The sequence below is a fragment of the Loktanella sp. M215 genome (genome assembly GCF_021735925.1).
GTDB lineage: Bacteria > Pseudomonadota > Alphaproteobacteria > Rhodobacterales > Rhodobacteraceae > Loktanella.
Genome location: NZ_WMEA01000004.1, coordinates 1 through 20007 on the forward strand (window position 1 = coordinate 1; position 20007 = coordinate 20007).

Sequence of the window (20007 nt, forward strand, 5' to 3'; positions counted from 1 at the left end):
AAAATCATGATCGGTATTCTGGTCGGGCTGGCACCCTTCGCCATTGCGGCAACATGCCTGAACCGAACGCAGTTTCTTTTTGAGGCATGGGTGTCGTCGTTAATCGGTTACTTCATGTATCCGGTCGCCGCTGCCGGTGTGATGGGGTTCGTCGCAACGGTGGCAGAACGGGCGTTTTTGGCACAAAGCGAAGAAACCTTGATCGGAATTACTGGCGTCGTCGTCATTATTATTGTGGGCATCTACGCTTTGCTGACGATCCCGCAGGTCGCCTCGAACATCACCGGACAACTGAACCTCGGCGGCATCGCCCCGCAGGCATTGAGCATCGTCAGCCGTCCGGGAATCGCTGCCGGTGGGTTTATCAAGCGGTCGGGTGCGCAGGTTCTAAGCGGTGCCACCACTGGCGGCGAAACTGCCCAGCGTGCCGCCCAGACCCGCCGCTTCGGATCGGCCATGGACATGAAGCTGGCGAACGTCGGCGCGAAACTTTCAGAGAACGCGGCTGGGCGTTTCGTCCAGCGACGGCGCGACGTGCAATTTGCCCGCGCGTCCAACGAACGCCTCCGGGCCAAAGCCAAAACTTAACCGCAAACGCGACCTCATAGATTGGAGAACGGCATGACCTCGCTCACTGCTGAACAGAGAAAGATTCTCAAAAGCCCACTTTCAAAGGTCGAACCGCATGACCGCGCCGACGTGGAAAAAGCGGTCGCTGCGGCCAGTGAAGCGGGCGGTTCCTACTTCATCGCTGAAACGATCCTTGGGATGCGCCAGCGGGAAAAGCGGGCATGGGCCGTGGCCGTCGTCGGGATGGTTCTGGGGCTCGCCGGGGTCGGCATGGGGGCCTACGGGCTGGCTCATAACGAGACCCAAGCCTACCTCGCAATCGTGGACAAGGACACGGGCGTGGTGGAGCGCGGTGTCAGCGTTGACCGCGCCAGCGTGGACCAGCAACAGGCGGTCGTGGAAAGCCTGATCTACGCCTACGTCATGGACCGCGAAACCTACGATGCGGACGACAACGAATATCGCATCCTGTCCGTGTTCAAGCGGTCTGCGATCCCGGTTCGCCAGTCCCTCGAACGGTTCTGGACGCCGGGCAATGCCAACTATCCGCCCGAAAGCTACGGCGTGGACGGCACCGTCGATGTGTCGATCAACAACGTCCTGATGATCGACAACGACACGGCACAGGTCCGGTTCACCAAGACGCTGCGGCGTCCCAACGCCCCCGTCCAGCGCGGCGATTTCGTCGCCACCGTCACCACCAACTTCAATCCCAGCACGGTCGATAACAACCTGCTCCTTTGGCAGAACCCGTTCGGGTTTCAGGTCACTGGCTACCGTGTCGCATCGGAAGGAACGCGCGAATGAACAAGCTGCTGTGCGCCGCCTTGTTGGCGGCACTTGCCACCCCTGCCCTCGCGGAGACAACGCCGCGGTCCATGCGCGTCGATGCGCGGAGTGCTGTCGCGATCTATCAGGAAGGTCAGGTTTACAAGATCAACACTCAACTGCGCCGGGTCACGCTGATCACGCTGGCCCAAGGCGAACGCTTTGTGGATTTCAAAGCCGGTGACACGGAAAGTTTTCAGTTTGCCGACACGGGCGGCGGCAACGCCATTCTGGTCAAGCCGGTGATCGCGGGGGCCGTGACCAATGGCGTGATCGTCACGAACCAACGGTTCTATCTGGTCGAACTGCACGAAAGCGCCACGGCGCGTCCGCACTATTCGGTTAGCTTTCAATCGCCTGCCGGAAGCACGGCGGCGGCGGCGCAATCCTCGGTCCCTGCGGGGAAACCGCAAACCTATGTGATTTCCGCCGCCACGAAGGACGCCCAGATTCAGCCGGTAAATGTCTATGACGACGGCAGGCGCACGTTCTTCACCTTCAGCCCCGACGCGCCGATCCCCAGCATCTACCGGGCCGACGCTCAAGGCCGGGAATACATCGTCAACGGGCGCACGGATGGCACGCGCGTGACGGTCGGATCGCGGTCTGACCGCTGGGTCATTCGCTACGGCGACGCATATATCTGCATCCAGAGTGGGAACGTGACCAATGGCTGATGCAGTGGCAAACCGCGCTGCCCGCTTGAAGGGTGGCAAGAAAAAGTCGAACGTCCCTGCCCTGCTCGGCATTACATTGGTCGTCGGTCTTGGAGCTGGCGGGGCCGGGGTAGCCCATCTGATGGGACGGGATGGATCGGTGACGATCCAGCAACGCGACACGTCGGATGCGTCCGAGTTTCCGCGCAATTCTTCTGACGGCATGACCTCTGTCATCACGCCAGAGCCCGCCTTTCCAGTGACAGAGGCCGGCCCCTCTGAAGCGGAAATTGCGCTGCAAAAACGTCTGGACGAAGTGAACCGCCTGCTGGATGCAGCCCGCAATGAGGCACCCGCCGCCCCGGTCATCGATACGGCACAGCTTGACGCGCTACGGACACAACTTGACGGGCTGGCGGTTGATATGGCGGCACGGTCGGCGGAAGTGCAGGACCTGACCATTGCGCGTGACCAGCTCACCCGTGACCTTCAGCGCACCCAAGCGGAAAATTCCAGTCTGCTGCTGCAACTCAATCAGGCCAGTGACGACTCACTGGCCGAACAGATGATGGCGGAGGAAAGGCTGGCGCGGCAACAGGAACTCGAACGGCGGCGGGCGGAAGCGGAATCCATTCGGCAAGCCCAGATCAACAGTCCCATCGACGGCATGTCAGGCGGCGGGACGGAAAGCGAAGGCCGCGACTATACCGGCGATGAGGCGTTCATCCGTGCCGGGTCCGACAAGATCGCGCCAACGCAATCGCGGGTCATCGGTGCGCCGTCCAATACCGTCATGCAAGGCACGGTGATCGAGGCCACGCTGACGACCGGCATCAACTCGCAACTGTCTGGCACGATCACGAGCACGGTCTCCTACGACATTTGGTCATTCGACATGAGTCGGGTCCTGATCCCGCGCGGGTCCCAGATGTTCGGGCGCTACTCGAACGAGGTGGCCGTTGGTCAAAAGAGGGTGCTGGTCGCATGGGACCGGGTTGTCACGCCGAACGGTCAAGTGGTCGACCTTGAAGCCTACGGGTCGGATCGGCTGGGACGGTCTGGTCTGACGGGCAAGGTCAACAGTCGGTTCCTGCAACGGTTCGGGTCTGCGGCGCTGATTTCGGTATTCAGCGCGGCTCCGGCTGCTGCTGCGGCAAGCGTTCAGAACGATGAAAGCGCGATACTGGCAGAGGCCGTCAGCACGGACGCCAGCGACAACGCCAGTGCGGTGATCGAAGAATACCTGTCACTGGCGCCGATCATCACGGTCGAGCATGGCTCGGTGATTATGGTCATGGTCACGAACGACATGGAGTTGTTCTAGTGTCCTCTTACCTCGCGGAATATCTCAAGCCGTTCGATCCTCTCTTTCAGGACCCTACGGTGATTGAAGTCGTCATAAATGGTGATGGTCAGTGCTACGTCGAACGACAGGGCTTGGCCCAGATGGTGCGGGCCTCTGAACACGACATTACGCCGCAAGCGGCCAAGGACATTGCACAGCAAAGCGCGAATGCAAGCGCTGTGGCGCTGACGGAAAAAGCGCCATTGCTGTCCACGTCGGTTGAACACGCGGGGATGATGCTGCGCGTCCAGGCGGTAATCCCGCCCGCGTCAGCCAGCGGCACGGTGTTGTCGTTTCGGATATTCAGACCGGGCCATACCGGCGAGCCGCGCACCTTTTCCTTTCTCCGAGATGATGTGACGGCTTCTCAAGATGAAGAGCGGATAGAAAAGCTGCGCCACATTGAGGTTATCGCCCGGGCGGGAAGCGTCGATGATTTTTTGAAGGAAGTGCTGCGGCTGGAACTGAACATCGTGATCGCGGGCGGCACGTCCACCGGGAAAACGGAATTGGGGCGGCGTATGCTCTACCTGATCTCTGACTACGAACGGGTAGTGACGATCGAGGATTCCTCCGAACTGCGCCCGCGCCAGCCCAACGTGGTCAGCCTGATTGCAGACAGATCCCCGGCCAGCCCGCGCACAGCGGAAAAACTGCTGCAAGCGACTCTGCGCCTGCGTCCTGACCGGATCATCGTGGGCGAGCTGCGCGGGTCAGAGGCCGCGACGTTTCTGGAAGCGATCAACACGGGCCACGGCGGATCATTCACCACCCTGCACGCCCAGACCGCCCGCAAGGCAATGGATCGGTTGGCGCTGATGGTGATGGGGACAGGAACGCAACTGCAATATGCGGAAGTCATGCGGTATCTTCGGTCCACAATCGACCTGGTGATTCAGGCCGGTCGGGTGGGGAATGAGAGGGGCATTGTAGAAATCTACGTGCCGCCGCTTGATGTTTTGTAGCTGTCAAACGTAGTGAATCGCTGTCTCAGAGGGTCGGATCTTCGGTGTCCAATCGGCTCGGACTGTCAGGCTACCCTGACCCAAGCACCAAGCGCGTCTGACCGAAACCGGAACTTCGCCGCGGGGCGAACGTAGGTCTGCTGTGCGGACATCGTATGCTTTCGCTGCAAGCGCGAAAAACAGGACACGAGCAGATTGGCATCAACAGAATGGGCGGGGAGCGGACGTTCGCCGCGCATGGCTGCAAAGTTTGTTGAGCGGACGTTGCGGACGGTCAGGTATGCCGTCATCCTCCGCCTACAGTGACACGAAGGGACGCCAGTGTCTGAGCACAATCCCGTCGCGAAGGCGATCAGCTACATGTTCAAGAAGGACCGGTGGGATGCCTTCACGATGTTCCTTAAGGATGGGCGCATCTGCGTGACAAACAACGCGGCTGAGCGCGCACTGCGCGGTATCGCGAAGTGTGTTTCATTATGCACTCCTTCTTCAAGTGACTGTAAACATTGGAAGTGTGTCGGCATCAGTGATGCGACACGGGCGTCCTTTTCGGGCTAAGGCAGTTTTGACTGCCTCCAACGCCAGGTCTTCGGCACGGATTTGATAAGGCGCACCGGATACAACCTGCACAGCCGGAAGGATGCCGGTTTTGATAAGGCGCCGTATCAGGTGGTTTGTAACGCCTGATGCCTTTGCTGCTTCAGTCATGGTGAGCCATTCGCCATCTTTTTCAGCGGATCGGTAGGCGGGGATCCCGCGAACGCGCCGAACGGATGCCACGCGGTGTGCTGTCCAGGTCTTGCCTTGCCCGGTGGGCAAACCCATCCGATTGAGCGACGCGGCGATATGCTCGTCAGACCAACGCCCAGCCATGCTGCGCATTACAGCCAACGCATCGTCAGCTGTCGCACAACCATGCTCCCCGGTCTGGGGTTTACGAACGCGCAATTCCGAGTGCTGGCCGCCTCGCCAGTGGATCGTAAGAACGACGTCACGCACTGCATCGTCGACATCGACGATGATGTCGGCAATCAAAGTGCGCAGCAGTTGCTGACGCGCTCGCATCGTCACATCGGGACTGTGCCAGGCTGCCGACAGGTTCTCGGCCATGTTGGCAAATGCGGATGGATCGACTTCGAGGGTCGATGCGCTGTCAGTCGGCTGTCGTGCTTCGAGATCTTGCACACGGCGCAACGCGATTTCCCAGTTCTTCTCCAACTGGGCGGCGATGAGACGGTTGTCGGGATCGCATGCTGCATAGCGACGCTCAGCCAGGCCGGCCTCGTAACGGGCCTGCTGAAGTTCCAGATCGAGGATCTGGCGTTGATCATCCTGTCGTTTCCGATACATCCGCTCCGCCTCGAACGCGGCCTCGATCGCCAAAGGTTCTACCGCGCGCAACAGTTCACGCGCAACAGCCACGTCCACGCGGGGGCCCCCGAAGGTCATACACCGGGGTAGGCCCATCATAAGATTGGGCTTGTCGCAGCGATAGACAGGGCGGCTTTGCGGGTTCCCGGTATAAGCAACCGAGAGCCGCCGTCCGCAACGGGCGCATGTCATCATGCCCGAGAGCAGCGCCCGACCTCCTCGGCCCGATTTCACGCCGCCGGCGCGACCATAGTTGTTCAGCGCCAACTGCTTTTGGTTTCGTTCATATTCGCCCCAGCTGATGTAACCTTCGTGATGATCCTTGATAAACACGTCCCAGGTTCCAGCCGGCTTGATATGGCCATAACTCCGCCGGGCACGCCCATCGACAATGGACGTTCGCTTCTCGCTTTTGCCATAGACATAAACGCCCGCGTAGAACGGGTTTTTGAGCACAGAGATCACGTTGCGATATCGGATCGGCAGCCATTTGAAGCTGGTCATGCGCCCCTCGTCTGAGGGCCGCGGGAAGTGGATTTGATCAGCCGTCATCGACAACAAAACCTGGCGCGCGCTGCCGAGATCACTGAAGCGGGTAAAGATGAGCCTGATTACCTCCTGCAAACGCAGATCAGGATCGAGCCCCAGACCCGCTTCACGGTGCCAGATGTAACCGAACGGGACTGACAAGCGCAGCTCACCCCGACGCGCTTTTGCCTTGGCGGCATCAATCATTCGCGTCCTGAGCACGCCAAGCTCAAACTCGCTGATGCTGCCTTTCATGCCCAGGAGCAGGCGGTCATTCGGCTGGCAGGGATTGTAGATGCCATCATGGTCGATGACACGGGCTTCAACGAGCCCACATAGTTCCAGAAGATGGTGCCAGTCCCGACCATTTCGCGCAAGCCGCGACGCATCTTGGCATAGAACAGCGCCAACCTTGCCTGCACATAACCACGCGACCAGACGATCGAAGCCGGGGCGCGCCACAGTTCCGCTCGCGGATCGCCCAAGATCGTCGTCTATAACCTCGACGTCGATAAAACCGTGCTCTCGCGCAATGTCGACGAGGTCATATTGCCGCCGCTGGCTTTCCAGATTGGTCATGACCTGAGACTGTGTCGATTGGCGCACATAGACGACTGCCTTGCGCTTCAGAAGTTGCGCGGGGATCAGATCAACGCTGGTCATCTTCAAGCTCCTCCACGATGAGGCCTGCGGCCTGCATCAGAATCTGGGCAAGTATGGCTATGCACTCTGCCCTCTCCACGTCGTCCATCCCGTCCACATTGCTGGGTTCGAACATCAGGCTCATCTGCCTGCCCGAAGTCGGCAATGACGCTTTGTGCTGTTTCATTAGGTTTCTCCCTTACGACTCCGCCTTCGCGCAGGGATTTTGTGGGAGCAGTAGCCCTCATGACCAGACTTTTGAGCTCCAACAGCGCCGCGAGATCAACTTGGGGCTGGCCAGTGTTCATGTCGGCGCAAACGAGGGGATCCACCATCCAGCCAGGTAGCGAGATGACAACCCCAGATGGGCCTTCGACCTTAAGAAACTGGCCAATCGAGCGCTGTTCCACCCGCCGGATACAGACCTTCAGGCCGAAATAGGGATGCCACCGATAATGGACTTCTCGCTCTTCGCCGACATGGGCAGAATGAACGGGCAATGGCATTGGGACGGAAATCCTGGCTCTTCGCCGGCTCCGAGCGTGGAGGCGACCGTGCCGCCTTCATGTATTCCCTGATCGTCACCGCCAAGATGAACGGCATCGGCCCGCAGGCCTGGCTCGCCGAGGTCCTTGCAAAGCTCCTCAATACAACGGCTTCACGCGTGCAGGAATTTCTGCCGTGGAACTGGCAGTCATCGGGGCGCCAACTCGCTGCATGACCGCGGCCTACGCCGTATGTTTACGATTGACCCATTTGCGAAGAGTGATAACAATATCAAATGTCTTCTGCGCTCAGGATCGCCATCGGGAAGTTCGGAAGGGTCGCTCTGCTGGACATGGACCGGCCCCTTGTCAAGCATGCCCATGCGCAATGCCACGTGTTGCTGAAGGTCGAGGGCGTCGATACGGAGTTCGATGTGGGCGGGCGGCGCGTGGCGCTGACCAATGAAAGCGCTGTGCTCATTAACGCCTGGGAACACCACAGCTACGTGCACCGCGCGGGCCAACCGCCGACGATCATCCTAGCGCTTTACATCGAACCAAAGTGGTTGAGCGCCTTTCGCGGCAATTGGCAGGCGAGCGCCGAACCTGGGTTTTTCCCGCATCCGGGCGGTGCGATTACCCCACAGATTCGCCGCCAGGTCTGCGAGACCGCTGAGGCGATGGTGCAGGACCCGGGCGATGCCGCCACACATGAGCGGTTGATCGGTGGATTGATGGTCTCGATCATCGAACGTTTGGCGCTATGGCGAGAGGTGCGGCCGTCGTTGCGGGAACGGGCTATGGCGATGAGCGCGCCCGACCGCCGGATTGCGCAGGCCCTCGCCCTGATGCGCGCGGAGACAGCCCGCATTCCCTCGATGGAATGGCTGGCGCGCGAAAGCGGCTTGTCTCGCTCACATTTCTTTCGGCTGTTCGAGACAGAAACTGGCATTTCTCCGCGTGTCTATTTGAACACCCAGCGGGTCGAGCGCGCGGTGCAGGCGGTCGCGAATGACACGCGCAGCTTCACCGACATCTCGGACGACCTTGGATTCTCGGTGCCAGCGCATTTTTCGCGCTTCTTCCACGACCATGCGGGTTCGTCGCCAAGCGTCTTTCGGCAGGTGTCAGCGCTGCGCGACAAAGGCTGACCCCGACTTTTTGAGACTCCTGGGTAAGGTCCGAGACCTGGCGGGATCGCCGGGCCTACGGACGCACGCCTAACGTCACTTCCCAGGGGCTTGCCCATGACAAGCCGGGAGGAGACATGAAAGATACCGTTGACAATCGGCTGATCGGCCGCTCGGTCGCGCGCGTCGAAGATCCGGCGCTTTTGTCGGGGCGCGGGCGCTATATCGACGATTTGCCGGTCGCACCCGGAACGTTGGCGCTGGCCTTCGTGCGATCGCCGCATGGCCACGCCGACATTCGTTCAATCGACATCGGCGAAGCGCAGCGCGCGCCCGGCGTCGTCGCTGTCATCACCGGACGAGACGTAGCGGCGCGCACCCGGTCGATGACCGTGGGCGTGAAGGCCGATGTCGACTGCTGGCCGATGGCGGTTGATCGCGTGCGCTATGTCGGGGAACCGCTGGCCATGGTCGTGGCAACCGACCGCTACCTTGCCGAAGATGCCGCCGATCTGGTCTTGGTCGATTACGCCCCGCTCGGCGTGGTCGTCGATCCGGTCGCGGCACTGTTGGAGGACGCGCCGGTGCTGCATCCCAGCCTCGGCGGCAACCTCATCAACGAACGGCACTTCCGCTATGGCGATCCCGAAGCGGCATTCGACGCAGCCCGGCACCGGATCGGGATCGATGTGACCTATCCACGCAGCGCCTGCACCCCGATCGAGACCTACGGCGTGATTGCCAGCTACGAGCCGGGCGAGGATGCCTATGACGTCACCGCAAATTTCCAGGGCCCCTTCTCGATCCACGCGGTGGTGGCCCGGTCGCTGAACGTGCCGGGCAATCGATTGCGGCTGCGCACACCGCCCGATTCCGGTGGCTCCTTCGGTATCAAGCAGGGCGTCTTTCCCTACATGATCCTTGCCGGCATCGCCGCGCGCATCGCGGGCGTACCGGTCAAGTGGATCGAGGACCGGCTGGAGCATCTGTCGGCCAGCGTCTCTGCAACCAACCGCCAGACCCGGATCGATGCGGCGGTCGCGGCGGATGGCCGGATCACCGCGCTCGACTGGGACCAGATCGAGGATTGCGGCGCCCATCTGCGCGCGCCGGAGCCTGCCACGCTTTACCGGATGCATGGCAACATGACCGGCGCCTATGACATACAGAATCTTGCGATCCGCAACCGCGTCGTGCTGACGAACAAGACGCCGACGGGCCTCAATCGCGGCTTCGGCGGCCCACAGATTTATTTCGCGCTGGAGCGGTTGATGGATGCCATCGCGCGGCAGTTGGGCCTTGACCGGCTGGAGGTCATCCGCCGCAACCTCATTCCCGCCGACGCATTTCCCTACCGGACCGCCAGTGGCGCGCTTTACGACTCGGGCGATTACGCCACCGCGATTGATCGCGCGGTCGCGGAAGGCGGTCTGGCCGATCTTTACGCTCGCCGCGACAAGGCCCGCGCCGAAGGTCGGCGCTACGGCATCGGTTTTGCCTGCGTGGTCGAGCCTTCGGTCTCGAACATGGGATACATCACCACTGTCCTGACCCCGGAAGAGCGTGCCAAGGCGGGGCCCAAGAACGGCGCGCAGGCGACGGCGACCATCGCGATCGACCCGCTCGGCTCTGTGACGGTTAAGGTCGCCTCGGTCCCGCAGGGCCAGGGACACAGAACCGTGCTGGCGCAGGTGGTGGCCGACAAGCTTGGCCTGTCGATGGCGGCGGTGCGCGTCTTGGCCGATGTGGACACGATGCGTGACGCATGGTCCATCGCCTCTGGCAACTACGCCTCGCGCTTTGCCCCGGCGGTTGCCGGCGCGACCGAGATCGCAGCGTCGCGGCTGCGCGACAAACTGGCAAAGGTCGCGGCCGCGCAGTTGAACATTTCGCCAAACGACGTGTCCTTCGCGGACGGCCGCATTGCTGCGACGAGCAATCCTGACAACAGCCTGTCCTTCGCGCGGGTGGCGGCAATGGCACATTGGTCGCCGGGCACCCTGCCGGACGGCGTGGATCAGACGCTGCGCGAGACGGTATTCTGGAGTCCGCCCGAACTGGAGGCCCCGACTGCCGAGGACGGGATCAATTCCTCGCTCTGTCACGGCTTCATTTTCGATTTCTGCGGGATCGAGATTGACCCGGAGACCGCAGAACCCAGGATCGACCACTACGTCACCATGCATGACTGCGGGAGCATCCTGCATCCCGCGATGGTCGACGGACAGGTGCGCGGCGGCTTTGCCCAGGCGGTCGGGGCGGCGTTCCTTGAGGAATATGCCTATGGTGCGGACGGCTCGTTCCAGTCCGGCACGCTGGCCGACTACCTCTTGCCCACAGTGATGGAGGTGCCCGATCCTGTCATCCTGCATCATGTCACCCCGTCGCCCTTCACGCCGCTCGGGGCCAAGGGCGTGGGCGAAGGCAATTGCATGTCGACGCCCGTCTGCATCGCCAATGCCGTAGCCGATGCGCTGGCTCCCGACGGCGATGCGCCCGATATCGTCCTGCCGGTGACCGCATCCAAGCTCGCGTCGCGCATCTTCGGCGACGAACCCACCCCGAAGAACCCCGTGCCCGAAACGGAAGCCGGGCCAGTGACGGGCGGGCGCAAGCTCACGGGCGAGGGTCGTGCCGTGGTCAAGGCCAGCCGCACAGAAGTCTGGGAAATGTTGCTCGATCCCGCGACACTTGATGCGATCATTCCCGGTTCACATGGCGTCCAGAAAGTCAGCGACACCCGTTTCAAGGCGGATGTGACGCTGGGGGTCGGACCTGTCCGCAGCCGATACAAGGCCGACATCGAACTGTCTGACCTCGATCCGCCCAACGCCGTGACCTTGTCAGGGCAGGCCGTCGGCGCGCTCGGCACCGGCGGCGGACATGGCCGCATCACCCTTACCGACACCGACAACGGCACCGAAATTGCCTACCGATATGAGGCGGAAATCGGCGGAAAGGTCGCTTCGGTCGGCGGACGGCTTCTGGACGGCGCGGCCAAGGTCGTGATCGGTGAGTTCTTCCGCGCACTGGCCCGCCATTGCGGCGGCAGCGCGCGCAGCGGGCCTTTTGCGCGGCTCATTGGCCTTTTCGACCGCATCAGAAAAGGAGGCCGGTCATGAAGCCCGCCCCGTTTGATTTTGTCGCCGCCACCGAGATGAGCGAAGCGCTGAACGCGTTGCATCAGGGCGGCACCGAGGCCCGGGTCATCGCTGGCGGCCAATCGCTGGTGCCCATGCTGAACATGCGCCTGGCGCGGCCGGCTACGCTCGTCGACATCACCCGCATTCCAGAGCTGTCGCGGATCGAGGCCACGGGCGATCACGTGACCATCGGGGCCGCCGTGCGGCAGAGCGCGCTGGAACGCTGGCCGGAACTGGCGGATCGCCTGCCGCTGGTGCGCGCCGCGCTGCCTTGGGTCGGACATATGCAACTGCGTAATCGCGGCACGGTCTGCGGCTCTGTCGCTCATGCCGATCCCAGCGCCGAGCTGCCGCTTTGCCTCATCGCTCTCGGCGGCACCGTGACCCTGCGCAGCCGCCGCAAGACGCGCACTGTCGCGGCGCGCGATTTCTTCTTGGGCATGATGTCGACCGACCTCGCACCCGGCGAGATGATCGTGTCCGTGACCTTTCCCGCGCCACAGGACGGAACGGGCTTCGCCTTTCGCGAGGTAGCGCGCCGGCATGGCGATTTTGCCATCGTGGCCTGTGCCGCGACCGCCCGGCCGGACGGCACCGCCACGCTTGCAGTGGGGGGCGTTGCCGACACCCCCGCCACGCTCGATCTGCCTGCCAACCCGACGGACCTCGATGACCGTCTGAACGAATTCGCCTGGCACTTGCAGGCCCGCGACGACCTGCACGCCACCGCCCGTTACCGCCGCGATCTGGTTCGGCGCCTCGGACACGCAACCCTCAAGGAGGCTTTGTCATGCCGCGACTGACCAAGGACGCCGCGCAACCTGTCGGCTTTAGCCTGAATGGCCGGCCCGTCGTGGTCCGCGTCACACCGCGCACGCTGCTGACCGATGCGCTGCGCCACGAAATCGGTGCGACGGGCACGCATGTCGGCTGTGAACACGGCGTCTGTGGGGCCTGCACGGTGCAGGTGGACGGAGAGCCCGCCCGCGCCTGTCTGATGCTCGCGCACCAAGCCGAGGGCTGCGAAATCCGCACGGTCGAGGGACTGGCGCGGGGCGATGCGCTGACCACGCTGCAAGAGGCCTTCCGCGCGCATTTCGCGTTGCAATGCGGTTTCTGCACCGCGGGCATCCTGATGACACTCGACGCGCTGTTTTCGCGCCAACCGGACGCGGATGAGGACGCGATCCGTGAAGCACTTTCGGGCCACCTGTGCCGCTGCACGGGCTACGCGCCCATCGTTCAGGCGGCGCTGGCCGCCCGGAACCGCATCAAGGGAGGACCAATCGATGCTTGACCTCGGAACCAGCTTTCTTGCGTCCGTGGAACGCGACCCCGGCGCGATGGCCGTCGCTGCGGGGGACCTGACGCTCAACTATGCCGACTGGTATCGCCGGATCAGCGCGCTCGTGGATGGGCTTGGCCAGATTGGCCTGCGCAAGGGCGACACGCTTGTCACTGCCATGCAGAACCGTTGGGAAAATGCTTCGTTGCATTGGGCCTGCCAGCTTGCCGGGATTGTCGTGACGCCCGTGAACTGGCGCGTCACTGCCGATGAACTGGACCACGCGCTGCGCGACAGCGCGGCCCGCGTCCTGGTCCATGACGATGCCGCTGCGGCGGCCGTGGCCGGATCGACCCTTGCGACGGACCTCAGCGTGGTGGCGCTGGACGGCGAACATGGTCTTGCCACCATGCTGGCGGGACGCGCCGCCGACGCAATGCCACAGGCCGGGGCGGACGACCTGTCGGTCATGCTCTACACATCCGGCACGACCTCAAGGCCCAAGGGTGTGCCGCGAAGGCACCGGGCCGAGCGCGCCGCTGCCATCGCCCATGTGGCGCAGAACATGTATCACCACGGCGAACGGACGTTGGGCGTCATGCCGCTCTATCACACGATGGGCATCCGTTCTCTCCTGTCCGCCAGCGTGATTGGCGGCGCCTTCATCTGCCTGCCGCGCTTTGACGTGCCCGGCGCGCTTGACGCCATCGAGACGCACCGGGTCACCAACCTTTATCTGGTGCCGACGCTCTATCACGACATCGTCCACCACGCCGCATTCAAGACGGATCGTGTGGCAAGCGTGCGCAAGCTGGGCTTTGCCGGTGCGTCGATGACCGATGGCCTGGTGCAGAAACTTGTGGAGGCGTTTCGGCCCGATCATTTCATAAACCATTACGGCTCGTCCGAGATCTACACCTTTTCGATATGCCAGAACGCGGCGGCCAAGCCTGGATCGGCCGGCCGCGCGGCGATCAACCAGCGCCTGCGCGTCGTGCCGCTCGGCGCCGCGGATGCGAGCAAGGTCTGCGCGCCGGGCGAGGAAGGCGAAATCGTTGCCTCCATGCAGGGCGACGAGGCTTTCGAAGGCTACTGGAACCGCCCGGAGGCTGACCGCAAGGCGATCCGCGATGGCTGGTATTTCACCGGCGATTGCGGGCTTTTCGACGATGACGGCGATCTGTTCGTCACAGGCCGCACCGACGACATGATCATCACCGGAGGCGAAAACGTCTCCCCCGTGGAGGTGGAAAGCTGTCTCTCGCTGCACCCCGCCGTGGAAGAGGTCGCGGTGGTCGGCCTGCCGGATGCCCGCTGGGGCAAGATTGTGACCGCCTTCGTCAAACGCGCCGGCGACGTGACCGAGGATGAACTCGACGCCCATTGTCGCAGTTCTGACTTGTCCAGTTTCCGCCGTCCGCGCCGCTACGTCTTCGTGCGCAACATCCCGAAATCGCCGGTCGGAAAGCTCCTCCGCCGCCTGCTCGTCGCGGGCGAATACGAGGCCGAGACGACCGAGACAACCACCGCGTAAATCCAGAAAACACACCGAAATGAAAGATATACCGATGACAGAACCCATGACCTTCAGCGACCCGCGCCTCGCCAATCTCGACGGCTTTCGTGTGGAAATCGACGCCGGCAACGAACGTGCCGACATCATCCTCGCGCGGCCGCCCTACAACGTCATCTCGATGGGTGCGCGCGATCAACTGCGCCTCGTGTTCGAGGCTCTCGATGCCGATGACCGCGTGCGCATCATCGTGATCTCGGGCGAGGGCGAGCACTTCTCGTCCGGTGGCAACATCAAGGGTTTTCTCGAAGCAAGTCCCGAGCATGTCTCCCACCTCGCCTGGAACATCGCTGCGCCGGCTCGTTGCACGAAGCCCGTGATCGCGGCCAACCGCGGCTATACCTTCGGTGTCGGCTTCGAACTGTCTCTCGCCTGCGATTTCCGGATCGTCTCCGAAACCTGTCGCTACGCGCTGCCCGAACAGAAACTTGGCCAGATCCCCGGGTCGGGCGGCTCTGCGCGACTGCAGAAGATCGTCGGGGTGACCCGGACGAAGGACATCGTCATGCGATCGAAGCGCATCCCGGGGAAACAGGCCCTCGACTGGGGGATCGCGACCGAATGCGTGCCCGACGGTGATCTGGAACAGACGGTGGCCGACCTCGTCGCCGAACTGAGGGAATTTTCACCGATGGCACAACGCACGGCAAAGAAGCTGCTGAACGACACCGACGATGCGCTTCTGAGCACCGCGATCGAGATGGAGGGGCTGAACTACAGCCGACTGCGCCAGTCCGAGGATTTCCGCGAAGGCGTCGAGGCGTTCCATGCCAAGCGCAAGCCCGCATTCACCGGCCGCTGAGCCGCGCGAAAAGCACAATCAGGGGAGGAGACCCAGATGCGACAGACAGAACAATCGAAGTGGATAGAGAAGGGGCCGGGCTTCACCGCCGGTCTGTCCGGCCTACGCCAGGCGCTGGGCATCAAGACCGCAAGCGCGGGACTGGTCGCGGCGATCTTCGGATGCTCGGGCCCCGCGTTGATCGTGATCGGCGCGGCCAACAATGGAGGGCTCACGGAAGGACAGACCGTCGCCTGGCTCCTAGCGATCTATGGCCTCGGCGGGCTGATCAGCCTGATCATGGCTCTCTACTACAAGCTGCCGGTCACCGGCGCCTATTCGATCCCGGGTGCCGCACTTGTCGCGGGCGCTCTCAACACCTTTCCTTTCGAACAGGCCGTCGGCGCGTTCCTGATGGCAGGCGCGATGGTGTTCGTCCTCGGTATCACCGGGCTGATCGGCAAGGTCATGCGCTGGCTCCCGATGCCCATTGTCATGGCGATGATCGCCGGCGCGCTGATCCGCTTCGGCGTCGGGGCGGTCACCTCGATCGAGAAACTGCCCATCGTGGTCGGGGCCGCGACGATTGCCTTCTTTTTGTCGATGCGCTTCCTGCGCGCAGTTCCGCCGGTGCTGACGGCACTGGTCGTCGGCCTTCTGGCCGTGACCTTGACGGGCGGTTTTCAGGGCGGAGAGGCGGCGATCAGTTTCGTCGCGCCGGAGTTTACCGCGCCCGTGTTCACCCTTGACGCCTTCCTCGCCATCGCCGTGCCGCTGGCCGTGCTGGTGATCGGGGCCGAAAACGCCCAGGCCGTCGGTGTGCTCTATGCCGAAGGTTACCGTCCACCGATCAATGCGATGACGGTGATCTCGGGCATCGGCGGGATGATCGCGGGGCTGATGGGAGGCCACAACGCCAACATTGCCGGACCGATGACCGCGATCTGTTCGTCCGATCAGGCAGGCGAGGATCAGGCGGGACGCTACGCCGCGACGGTCGTGAACGGGGTTCTTTTCGCGTCGTTCGGGATCTTTGCCGGTGTCGCAGTTCCCTTGATCATGGCGCTGCCCGGGCCGCTGGTCGGCGCGGTTGCTGGCCTCGCGATGATCACCGTCCTTCTGAGCGCGTTCCAGTCCGCCTTCGACCGCAACGCGGGTTACCAGATCGGTGCCTTTGTCGCGCTGATCGTCGCAATGTCGAATGTGACGTTCCTCAGCATCAGTGCGCCCTTCTGGGCGCTGGTCGCCGGGGCAGCGGTGTCGATGCTGAACGAACGGGTGGTCGTATCCAAGCCCGCGGTTGCCCCGGCGTCCTGAAGACCACACCAGGTGTGGTGCCAGCGATCAAACGGAGGGCGTCAGTCATCGCACTACGCCCTCCGCGAATGCCTTGTTTGTTACTGCAAAAATACTGTTGAACCGTAAGCATCCGCCGAAGGCCGCCGCTGTGCCCTATCAGACGGGCTTCGGAACCGCTTTTGGTTTGCGTGGCTTTGGTGCCCATTTTTTGGCGAGGCGCTCAAAGTTGTCGAGGATGCGGCCGATCTCTGCCTCATCTGGGTCGAACTGTCCGCCATACCATTCCAGCATCCGGTCGTGTTCCTCGTGCTTGGGATCGGTCATTGCATCAAGGAATTCAGCATAACCGGGCACGCCACCGACATCTTCCGGGGGACAAGCACCGATAGCCCTGACAAGGCGCGGATATGCGGCGCCCGGGATGGCGTCATCGATCTTCTCGACCTTGACCACATGGTGCCAGTTGTCGCCGAAGTCATAGACGTAATGAATGGTTTTGGTGCCGACATCTTCGAGCACATCGAGCAAGCTTGTTTTGCTGGCGGGCAGCGGATCATCGTAGTCGTATTCAGGATCTGGCACGCCCCAGCCGACTCCGCCGGCCCGGAACTCATAGAGATGGCTGTCGGTCCATCCCATGGCGGCTTGGATCACATCATGTAGGCGGTTCAGCTTGATCTTGAGGGGCACATCGAAGCGCCGGAGCACCTGAGGTGCGACATCGGATAATGTGACCTTGAGGCGCGCGACCGGTATCATGCAGCAATCCTCCCCATTTGCGTTGCTGACTTCCAGTGCCATGGCAGCAGCTCTGGCAGCCGTGACACGGGCAAATCCGGCAGGCGCGCGAGCACATCGGCCATCCATGCCTGCGGATCGATATCATTCATCTTTGCCGTGACGATGAGGGTATACATGAAGGCCGCCCTGTCGCCACCGCGCTCTGACCCTGCAAAAAGCCATGACTTTCTGCCCAATGCGATACCGCGCAGAGCGCGTTCGGCGGCATTGTTCGTCAGGCAGAGGCGCCCGTCATCAAGGAATGCGGTGAAGGCCTCCCAGCGACCTGTCCCGTCGAGCATGTAATTGATCGCCTTGGCGACAGGGTTGTGCTTTGACATCCGCGCCCGCTCGGCCAGCATCCAGTCATAAAGATCCTTGACCAGCGGCGCGACCCGCTGGCGCCGGACTTCATGACGCGCTGCAGCTGACAGGCCGGTGATCTCGCGCTCGACAGCGAAGATGGCATCGATCCGGGTCACAGCGTCCAGCGCGATGGGCGAGATTTCTTCTGCCACCTTTTTTTGCCCTTACGGGCGATGGACTTGATGTCGGCCAGCTCGAATAACTTGCGTCTGGCATGGCTCCAACACAGCGCAGAGCGCACCGGCCCGGACTACGATCTGCCAGATACAGGTCATTGTAGCCGCCATAGACGTCCGATTGCAGCACACCATGCCACCCGGCCAAATGCCGTGTCGGGTGTTCCTTGCGACGATCTGTTGAGAAGTGGAAGAGCGCGGCAGGCGGCGCACCCCCATCCCATGGTCGGTCATCGCGCACATAGGTCCAGAGCCGCGCAGTCTTGGTGCCGCCGCGCGCCAGAAGCGGCACGGTCGTGTCGTCACCATGCAAACGGCCACCGTCCAGCACGTGGCGCGCGATCAGCGCATGAATGGGGGCCAGTGCTATACAGGCATGACCGATCAGATCAGCCAGGGTAGACAGGCTGAGATCGACACCTTCCCGCGCAATCCGATCGGATTGGCGGTTCAGTGGTTGGTGCTGTCCATACTTGTCGAAAGCAATCATGGCGATCAGCTGCGGCCCGGCCCAACCGCGCGGAATGGCGTGGAAAGGCGCTGGCGGCTGGCTGATCTTCTCGCATGACCGACAAGTGAACTTTTCGCGGACGGTCTGGATCACCTTCCACTGCCGCGGAATAACTTCCAGCGTGTCGGTAATGTCTTCACCCATCTTCACGATGCGGTCCGAGCCGCAGCAGGTGCAGTTGGTCGGCGCCTCAACCACCACACGCTCGCGCGGCAGATGCTCGGGAAAGGGTTTGCGCACCGGCTTGCGCCGCGTGAAGGCGCGCACGGTGCTGGCCTTGTCCTGCGCTGCGGCTTGTTCAGCCGCCAACGCATCCTCGGTGGCAGCTGCTTCCAATTCCTCAAGCTGCAATTCCAGCTGATCGATCAGCCGCGCGCGACGCTCGGAAGAGATGCCGTATTTATCGCGCCGCAACTTTGCGATCTCCAGCTTCAATTCCCGGATCATTGCTTGCGTGCAAGAGGCCGGGGGCGCGGGCCTGTGCCAGTTCGACCTCCGCCGCGTGCGCGCGGGCTGTCTGCGCGGCAAGGGCGGCACTCAATCTGGCGATTTCGGAAGCGGCATCTGACATGGCAAATATTTACCACAGACAGCATGAAGCGCCAATAAAAACAGGCGTTTCACCGTAATTTACCCAGCCGTTTTGGGCCTCTGCGTCCAGCGTGGGTTTCTCCAGTCGATCCCTTCCAGAAGATAGCCGAGCTGGGCGGCGGATATCGAAACAGCCGTCCCATCCTGGCTGACCGGCCAGATGAACTTCCCCCGCCTCAAGCCGCTTCAGATACAACGACATGCCGACACCGTCATGCCAGAGCAGTTTAACCAGATCGCCTTTTCGCCCCCGGAAGCAGAAGATCTCACCGGTATGCGGATCACGTCCAAGGCCCTGCTGGACCGACAACGCCAAGGTATTCATCCCGCGCCGCATGTCCGTCACGCCACCCGCGATCCACACGTTCGTGCCCGCCGGAAACGCGATCATCGCCCCACCGACAGACTGTTGAGCAAACGCGCTGCAGCCTCCATGTCAAAGTCGGACGGGATCGACACACGACAGCGCGCGCCAAAATCGACAGTCATCACAGGTGCCGGCGGAGCCGGCATATTATCAGGATCAGGCCCACGGAGCTTCGTCGATGTTAAAAACACGCAAAAACTTCGGGCCAGAACTCAGCAAACCATGCCGACAACGATAGCGCCAATCGTAAAGCTGGGACCGCGAAACGTCATGGCGCCGCGCGACCTCGGCCAAGGTCACGCCATTGACAAGGCTTTCCTCAACGATCCGGACCTTCTCGTCATCTGTCCAGCGGCGACGCCGCCCAGTATCAGAGACTGATAAAACTTGAATGCGGGGGGTGTTCTCGTGTGCGTCCATAAGAACACTCGATAAACAATCACACCCACAAGCAGCCAGACGGCCCCCGGCGAATGTTTACGTTGAACCGGCGCAAATCCAAACTTTAGACAGATAGGAAACTTTTGGGCGTGGATGTCCGGTTTGGGAATCTGCGCCGCAGTGAACGTATGGACCGGGAAAGGCAGCTATGGGCCGTTCGCGTAGGGCAAGTTT

The 20007-nt window shown here is 62.2% G+C and carries 17 protein-coding genes and 4 pseudogenes; 14 read left to right on the plus strand and 7 right to left on the minus strand.

The genetic code is table 11. The features are described from left to right. From GLR48_RS19995 to GLR48_RS26120, 6 genes and pseudogenes are all read left to right on the plus strand, one after another. Window positions 1-588: type IV secretion system protein (locus GLR48_RS19995; RefSeq protein WP_237064671.1), on the plus strand; the 588-nt coding region annotated here is incomplete at its 5' end. 33 nt (window positions 589-621) lie between these two features. Next, entirely contained in the window at window positions 622-1377 is a 756-nt protein-coding gene (locus tag GLR48_RS20000) for a virB8 family protein (protein ID WP_237064673.1), read from the plus strand. Beyond that, window positions 1374-2075 (plus strand): TrbG/VirB9 family P-type conjugative transfer protein, encoded by a 702-nt coding sequence (locus GLR48_RS20005; protein ID WP_237064675.1) that lies wholly within the window; start codon window positions 1374-1376, stop codon window positions 2073-2075. Before GLR48_RS20000 ends, GLR48_RS20005 begins: the two co-directional genes overlap by 4 nt. Next, window positions 2068-3378 carry a TrbI/VirB10 family protein gene (locus GLR48_RS20010; RefSeq protein WP_237064684.1) on the plus strand — a complete coding sequence of 437 codons (1311 nt, stop codon included), beginning with the start codon at window positions 2068-2070 and terminating at the stop codon, window positions 3376-3378. The genes GLR48_RS20005 and GLR48_RS20010 overlap by 8 nt, the downstream gene beginning before the upstream one ends. Beyond that, entirely contained in the window at window positions 3378-4364 is a 987-nt protein-coding gene (locus GLR48_RS20015) for an ATPase, T2SS/T4P/T4SS family (protein WP_237064686.1), read from the plus strand. The genes GLR48_RS20010 and GLR48_RS20015 overlap by 1 nt, the downstream gene beginning before the upstream one ends. A 324-nt stretch (window positions 4365-4688) precedes the next feature. After that, window positions 4689-4826 (plus strand): annotated as a pseudogene (locus tag GLR48_RS26120) (IS66 family transposase); the annotation flags it as partial. A 27-nt stretch (window positions 4827-4853) separates the two neighbouring features. On the opposite strand, the gene GLR48_RS20020 reads toward GLR48_RS26120, so the two are convergent. Both GLR48_RS20020 and GLR48_RS20025 read right to left on the minus strand, forming a co-directional pair. Further along, on the minus strand, window positions 4854-6926 hold the full coding sequence (locus tag GLR48_RS20020; RefSeq protein ID WP_237064688.1) for a recombinase family protein: 2073 nt from the start codon (window positions 6924-6926) through the stop codon (window positions 4854-4856). Then, window positions 6913-7092 carry a hypothetical protein gene (locus GLR48_RS20025; RefSeq protein ID WP_237064696.1) on the minus strand — a complete coding sequence of 60 codons (180 nt, stop codon included), beginning with the start codon at window positions 7090-7092 and terminating at the stop codon, window positions 6913-6915. Before GLR48_RS20025 ends, GLR48_RS20020 begins: the two co-directional genes overlap by 14 nt. Window positions 7093-7398: 306 nt before the next feature. On the opposite strand from GLR48_RS20025, the pseudogene GLR48_RS20030 reads away from it, so the two are divergent. From GLR48_RS20030 to GLR48_RS20065, 8 genes and pseudogenes are all read left to right on the plus strand, one after another. Further along, window positions 7399-7626 (plus strand): annotated as a pseudogene (locus GLR48_RS20030) (transposase domain-containing protein); the annotation flags it as partial. A 60-nt stretch (window positions 7627-7686) separates the two neighbouring features. Further along, entirely contained in the window at window positions 7687-8541 is an 855-nt protein-coding gene (locus tag GLR48_RS20035) for a helix-turn-helix domain-containing protein (RefSeq protein ID WP_237064698.1), read from the plus strand. Between the two features lie 116 nt (window positions 8542-8657). Then, the gene (locus GLR48_RS20040; protein WP_237064702.1) at window positions 8658-11642 is read left to right on the plus strand and encodes a xanthine dehydrogenase family protein molybdopterin-binding subunit; all 2985 of its coding nucleotides are present in this window, start codon (window positions 8658-8660) and stop codon (window positions 11640-11642) included. Then, window positions 11639-12466 (plus strand): FAD binding domain-containing protein, encoded by an 828-nt coding sequence (locus GLR48_RS20045; RefSeq protein WP_237064703.1) that lies wholly within the window; start codon window positions 11639-11641, stop codon window positions 12464-12466. The genes GLR48_RS20040 and GLR48_RS20045 overlap by 4 nt, the downstream gene beginning before the upstream one ends. Further along, window positions 12454-12960 (plus strand): (2Fe-2S)-binding protein, encoded by a 507-nt coding sequence (locus tag GLR48_RS20050; protein ID WP_237064705.1) that lies wholly within the window; start codon window positions 12454-12456, stop codon window positions 12958-12960. Before GLR48_RS20045 ends, GLR48_RS20050 begins: the two co-directional genes overlap by 13 nt. Beyond that, entirely contained in the window at window positions 12953-14482 is a 1530-nt protein-coding gene (locus GLR48_RS20055; RefSeq protein WP_237064707.1) for an AMP-binding protein, read from the plus strand. Before GLR48_RS20050 ends, GLR48_RS20055 begins: the two co-directional genes overlap by 8 nt. A 46-nt stretch (window positions 14483-14528) precedes the next feature. Further along, window positions 14529-15323 (plus strand): enoyl-CoA hydratase/isomerase family protein, encoded by a 795-nt coding sequence (locus GLR48_RS20060; protein ID WP_237064709.1) that lies wholly within the window; start codon window positions 14529-14531, stop codon window positions 15321-15323. 36 nt (window positions 15324-15359) lie between these two features. Continuing rightward, entirely contained in the window at window positions 15360-16619 is a 1260-nt protein-coding gene (locus tag GLR48_RS20065) for a benzoate/H(+) symporter BenE family transporter (protein WP_237064711.1), read from the plus strand. A gap of 138 nt (window positions 16620-16757) precedes the next feature. On the opposite strand, the gene GLR48_RS20070 is transcribed toward GLR48_RS20065, so the two are convergent. From GLR48_RS20070 to GLR48_RS26135, 5 genes and pseudogenes are all read right to left on the minus strand, one after another. Beyond that, on the minus strand, window positions 16758-17360 hold the full coding sequence (locus GLR48_RS20070) for a plasmid pRiA4b ORF-3 family protein (RefSeq protein ID WP_237064713.1): 603 nt from the start codon (window positions 17358-17360) through the stop codon (window positions 16758-16760). Continuing rightward, a pseudogene (gene tnpC / locus GLR48_RS20075) lies at window positions 17357-19005 on the minus strand (IS66 family transposase). The gene GLR48_RS20070 and the pseudogene tnpC overlap by 4 nt, the downstream one beginning before the upstream one ends. A 59-nt stretch (window positions 19006-19064) precedes the next feature. Then, window positions 19065-19205: an IS66 family insertion sequence element accessory protein TnpB gene (gene tnpB / locus GLR48_RS26125; protein WP_442915864.1), complete on the minus strand. Its 141-nt coding sequence runs from the start codon at window positions 19203-19205 to the stop codon at window positions 19065-19067. A 34-nt stretch (window positions 19206-19239) separates the two neighbouring features. Continuing rightward, window positions 19240-19416, minus strand: a pseudogene (gene tnpB, locus GLR48_RS26130) (IS66 family insertion sequence element accessory protein TnpB); the annotation flags it as partial. A gap of 132 nt (window positions 19417-19548) precedes the next feature. Further along, window positions 19549-19812, minus strand: a complete 264-nt coding sequence (locus GLR48_RS26135; protein ID WP_442915856.1) for a transposase — start codon at window positions 19810-19812, stop codon at window positions 19549-19551. Between the last annotated feature and the right edge of the window lie 195 nt (window positions 19813-20007).

What these genes read in the sequence shown, in the direction of transcription:
- GLR48_RS20000 (WP_237064673.1), top strand. Translation starts at nt 622, where the DNA reads ATGACCTCGCTCACTGCTGAACAGAGAAAGATTCTCAAAAGCCCACTT.
- GLR48_RS20005 (WP_237064675.1), top strand. Translation starts at nt 1,374, where the DNA reads ATGAACAAGCTGCTGTGCGCCGCCTTGTTGGCGGCACTTGCCACCCCT.
- GLR48_RS20010 (WP_237064684.1), top strand. Translation starts at nt 2,068, where the DNA reads ATGGCTGATGCAGTGGCAAACCGCGCTGCCCGCTTGAAGGGTGGCAAG.
- GLR48_RS20020 (WP_237064688.1), bottom strand. Translation starts at nt 6,926, where the DNA reads ATGACCAGCGTTGATCTGATCCCCGCGCAACTTCTGAAGCGCAAGGCA.
- GLR48_RS20025 (WP_237064696.1), bottom strand. Translation starts at nt 7,092, where the DNA reads ATGAAACAGCACAAAGCGTCATTGCCGACTTCGGGCAGGCAGATGAGC.
- GLR48_RS20035 (WP_237064698.1), top strand. Translation starts at nt 7,687, where the DNA reads ATGTCTTCTGCGCTCAGGATCGCCATCGGGAAGTTCGGAAGGGTCGCT.
- GLR48_RS20040 (WP_237064702.1), top strand. Translation starts at nt 8,658, where the DNA reads ATGAAAGATACCGTTGACAATCGGCTGATCGGCCGCTCGGTCGCGCGC.
- GLR48_RS20045 (WP_237064703.1), top strand. Translation starts at nt 11,639, where the DNA reads ATGAAGCCCGCCCCGTTTGATTTTGTCGCCGCCACCGAGATGAGCGAA.
- GLR48_RS20050 (WP_237064705.1), top strand. Translation starts at nt 12,454, where the DNA reads ATGCCGCGACTGACCAAGGACGCCGCGCAACCTGTCGGCTTTAGCCTG.
- GLR48_RS20055 (WP_237064707.1), top strand. Translation starts at nt 12,953, where the DNA reads ATGCTTGACCTCGGAACCAGCTTTCTTGCGTCCGTGGAACGCGACCCC.
- GLR48_RS20060 (WP_237064709.1), top strand. Translation starts at nt 14,529, where the DNA reads ATGACCTTCAGCGACCCGCGCCTCGCCAATCTCGACGGCTTTCGTGTG.
- GLR48_RS20065 (WP_237064711.1), top strand. Translation starts at nt 15,360, where the DNA reads ATGCGACAGACAGAACAATCGAAGTGGATAGAGAAGGGGCCGGGCTTC.
- GLR48_RS20070 (WP_237064713.1), bottom strand. Translation starts at nt 17,360, where the DNA reads ATGATACCGGTCGCGCGCCTCAAGGTCACATTATCCGATGTCGCACCT.
- GLR48_RS26135 (WP_442915856.1), bottom strand. Translation starts at nt 19,812, where the DNA reads ATGGACGCACACGAGAACACCCCCCGCATTCAAGTTTTATCAGTCTCT.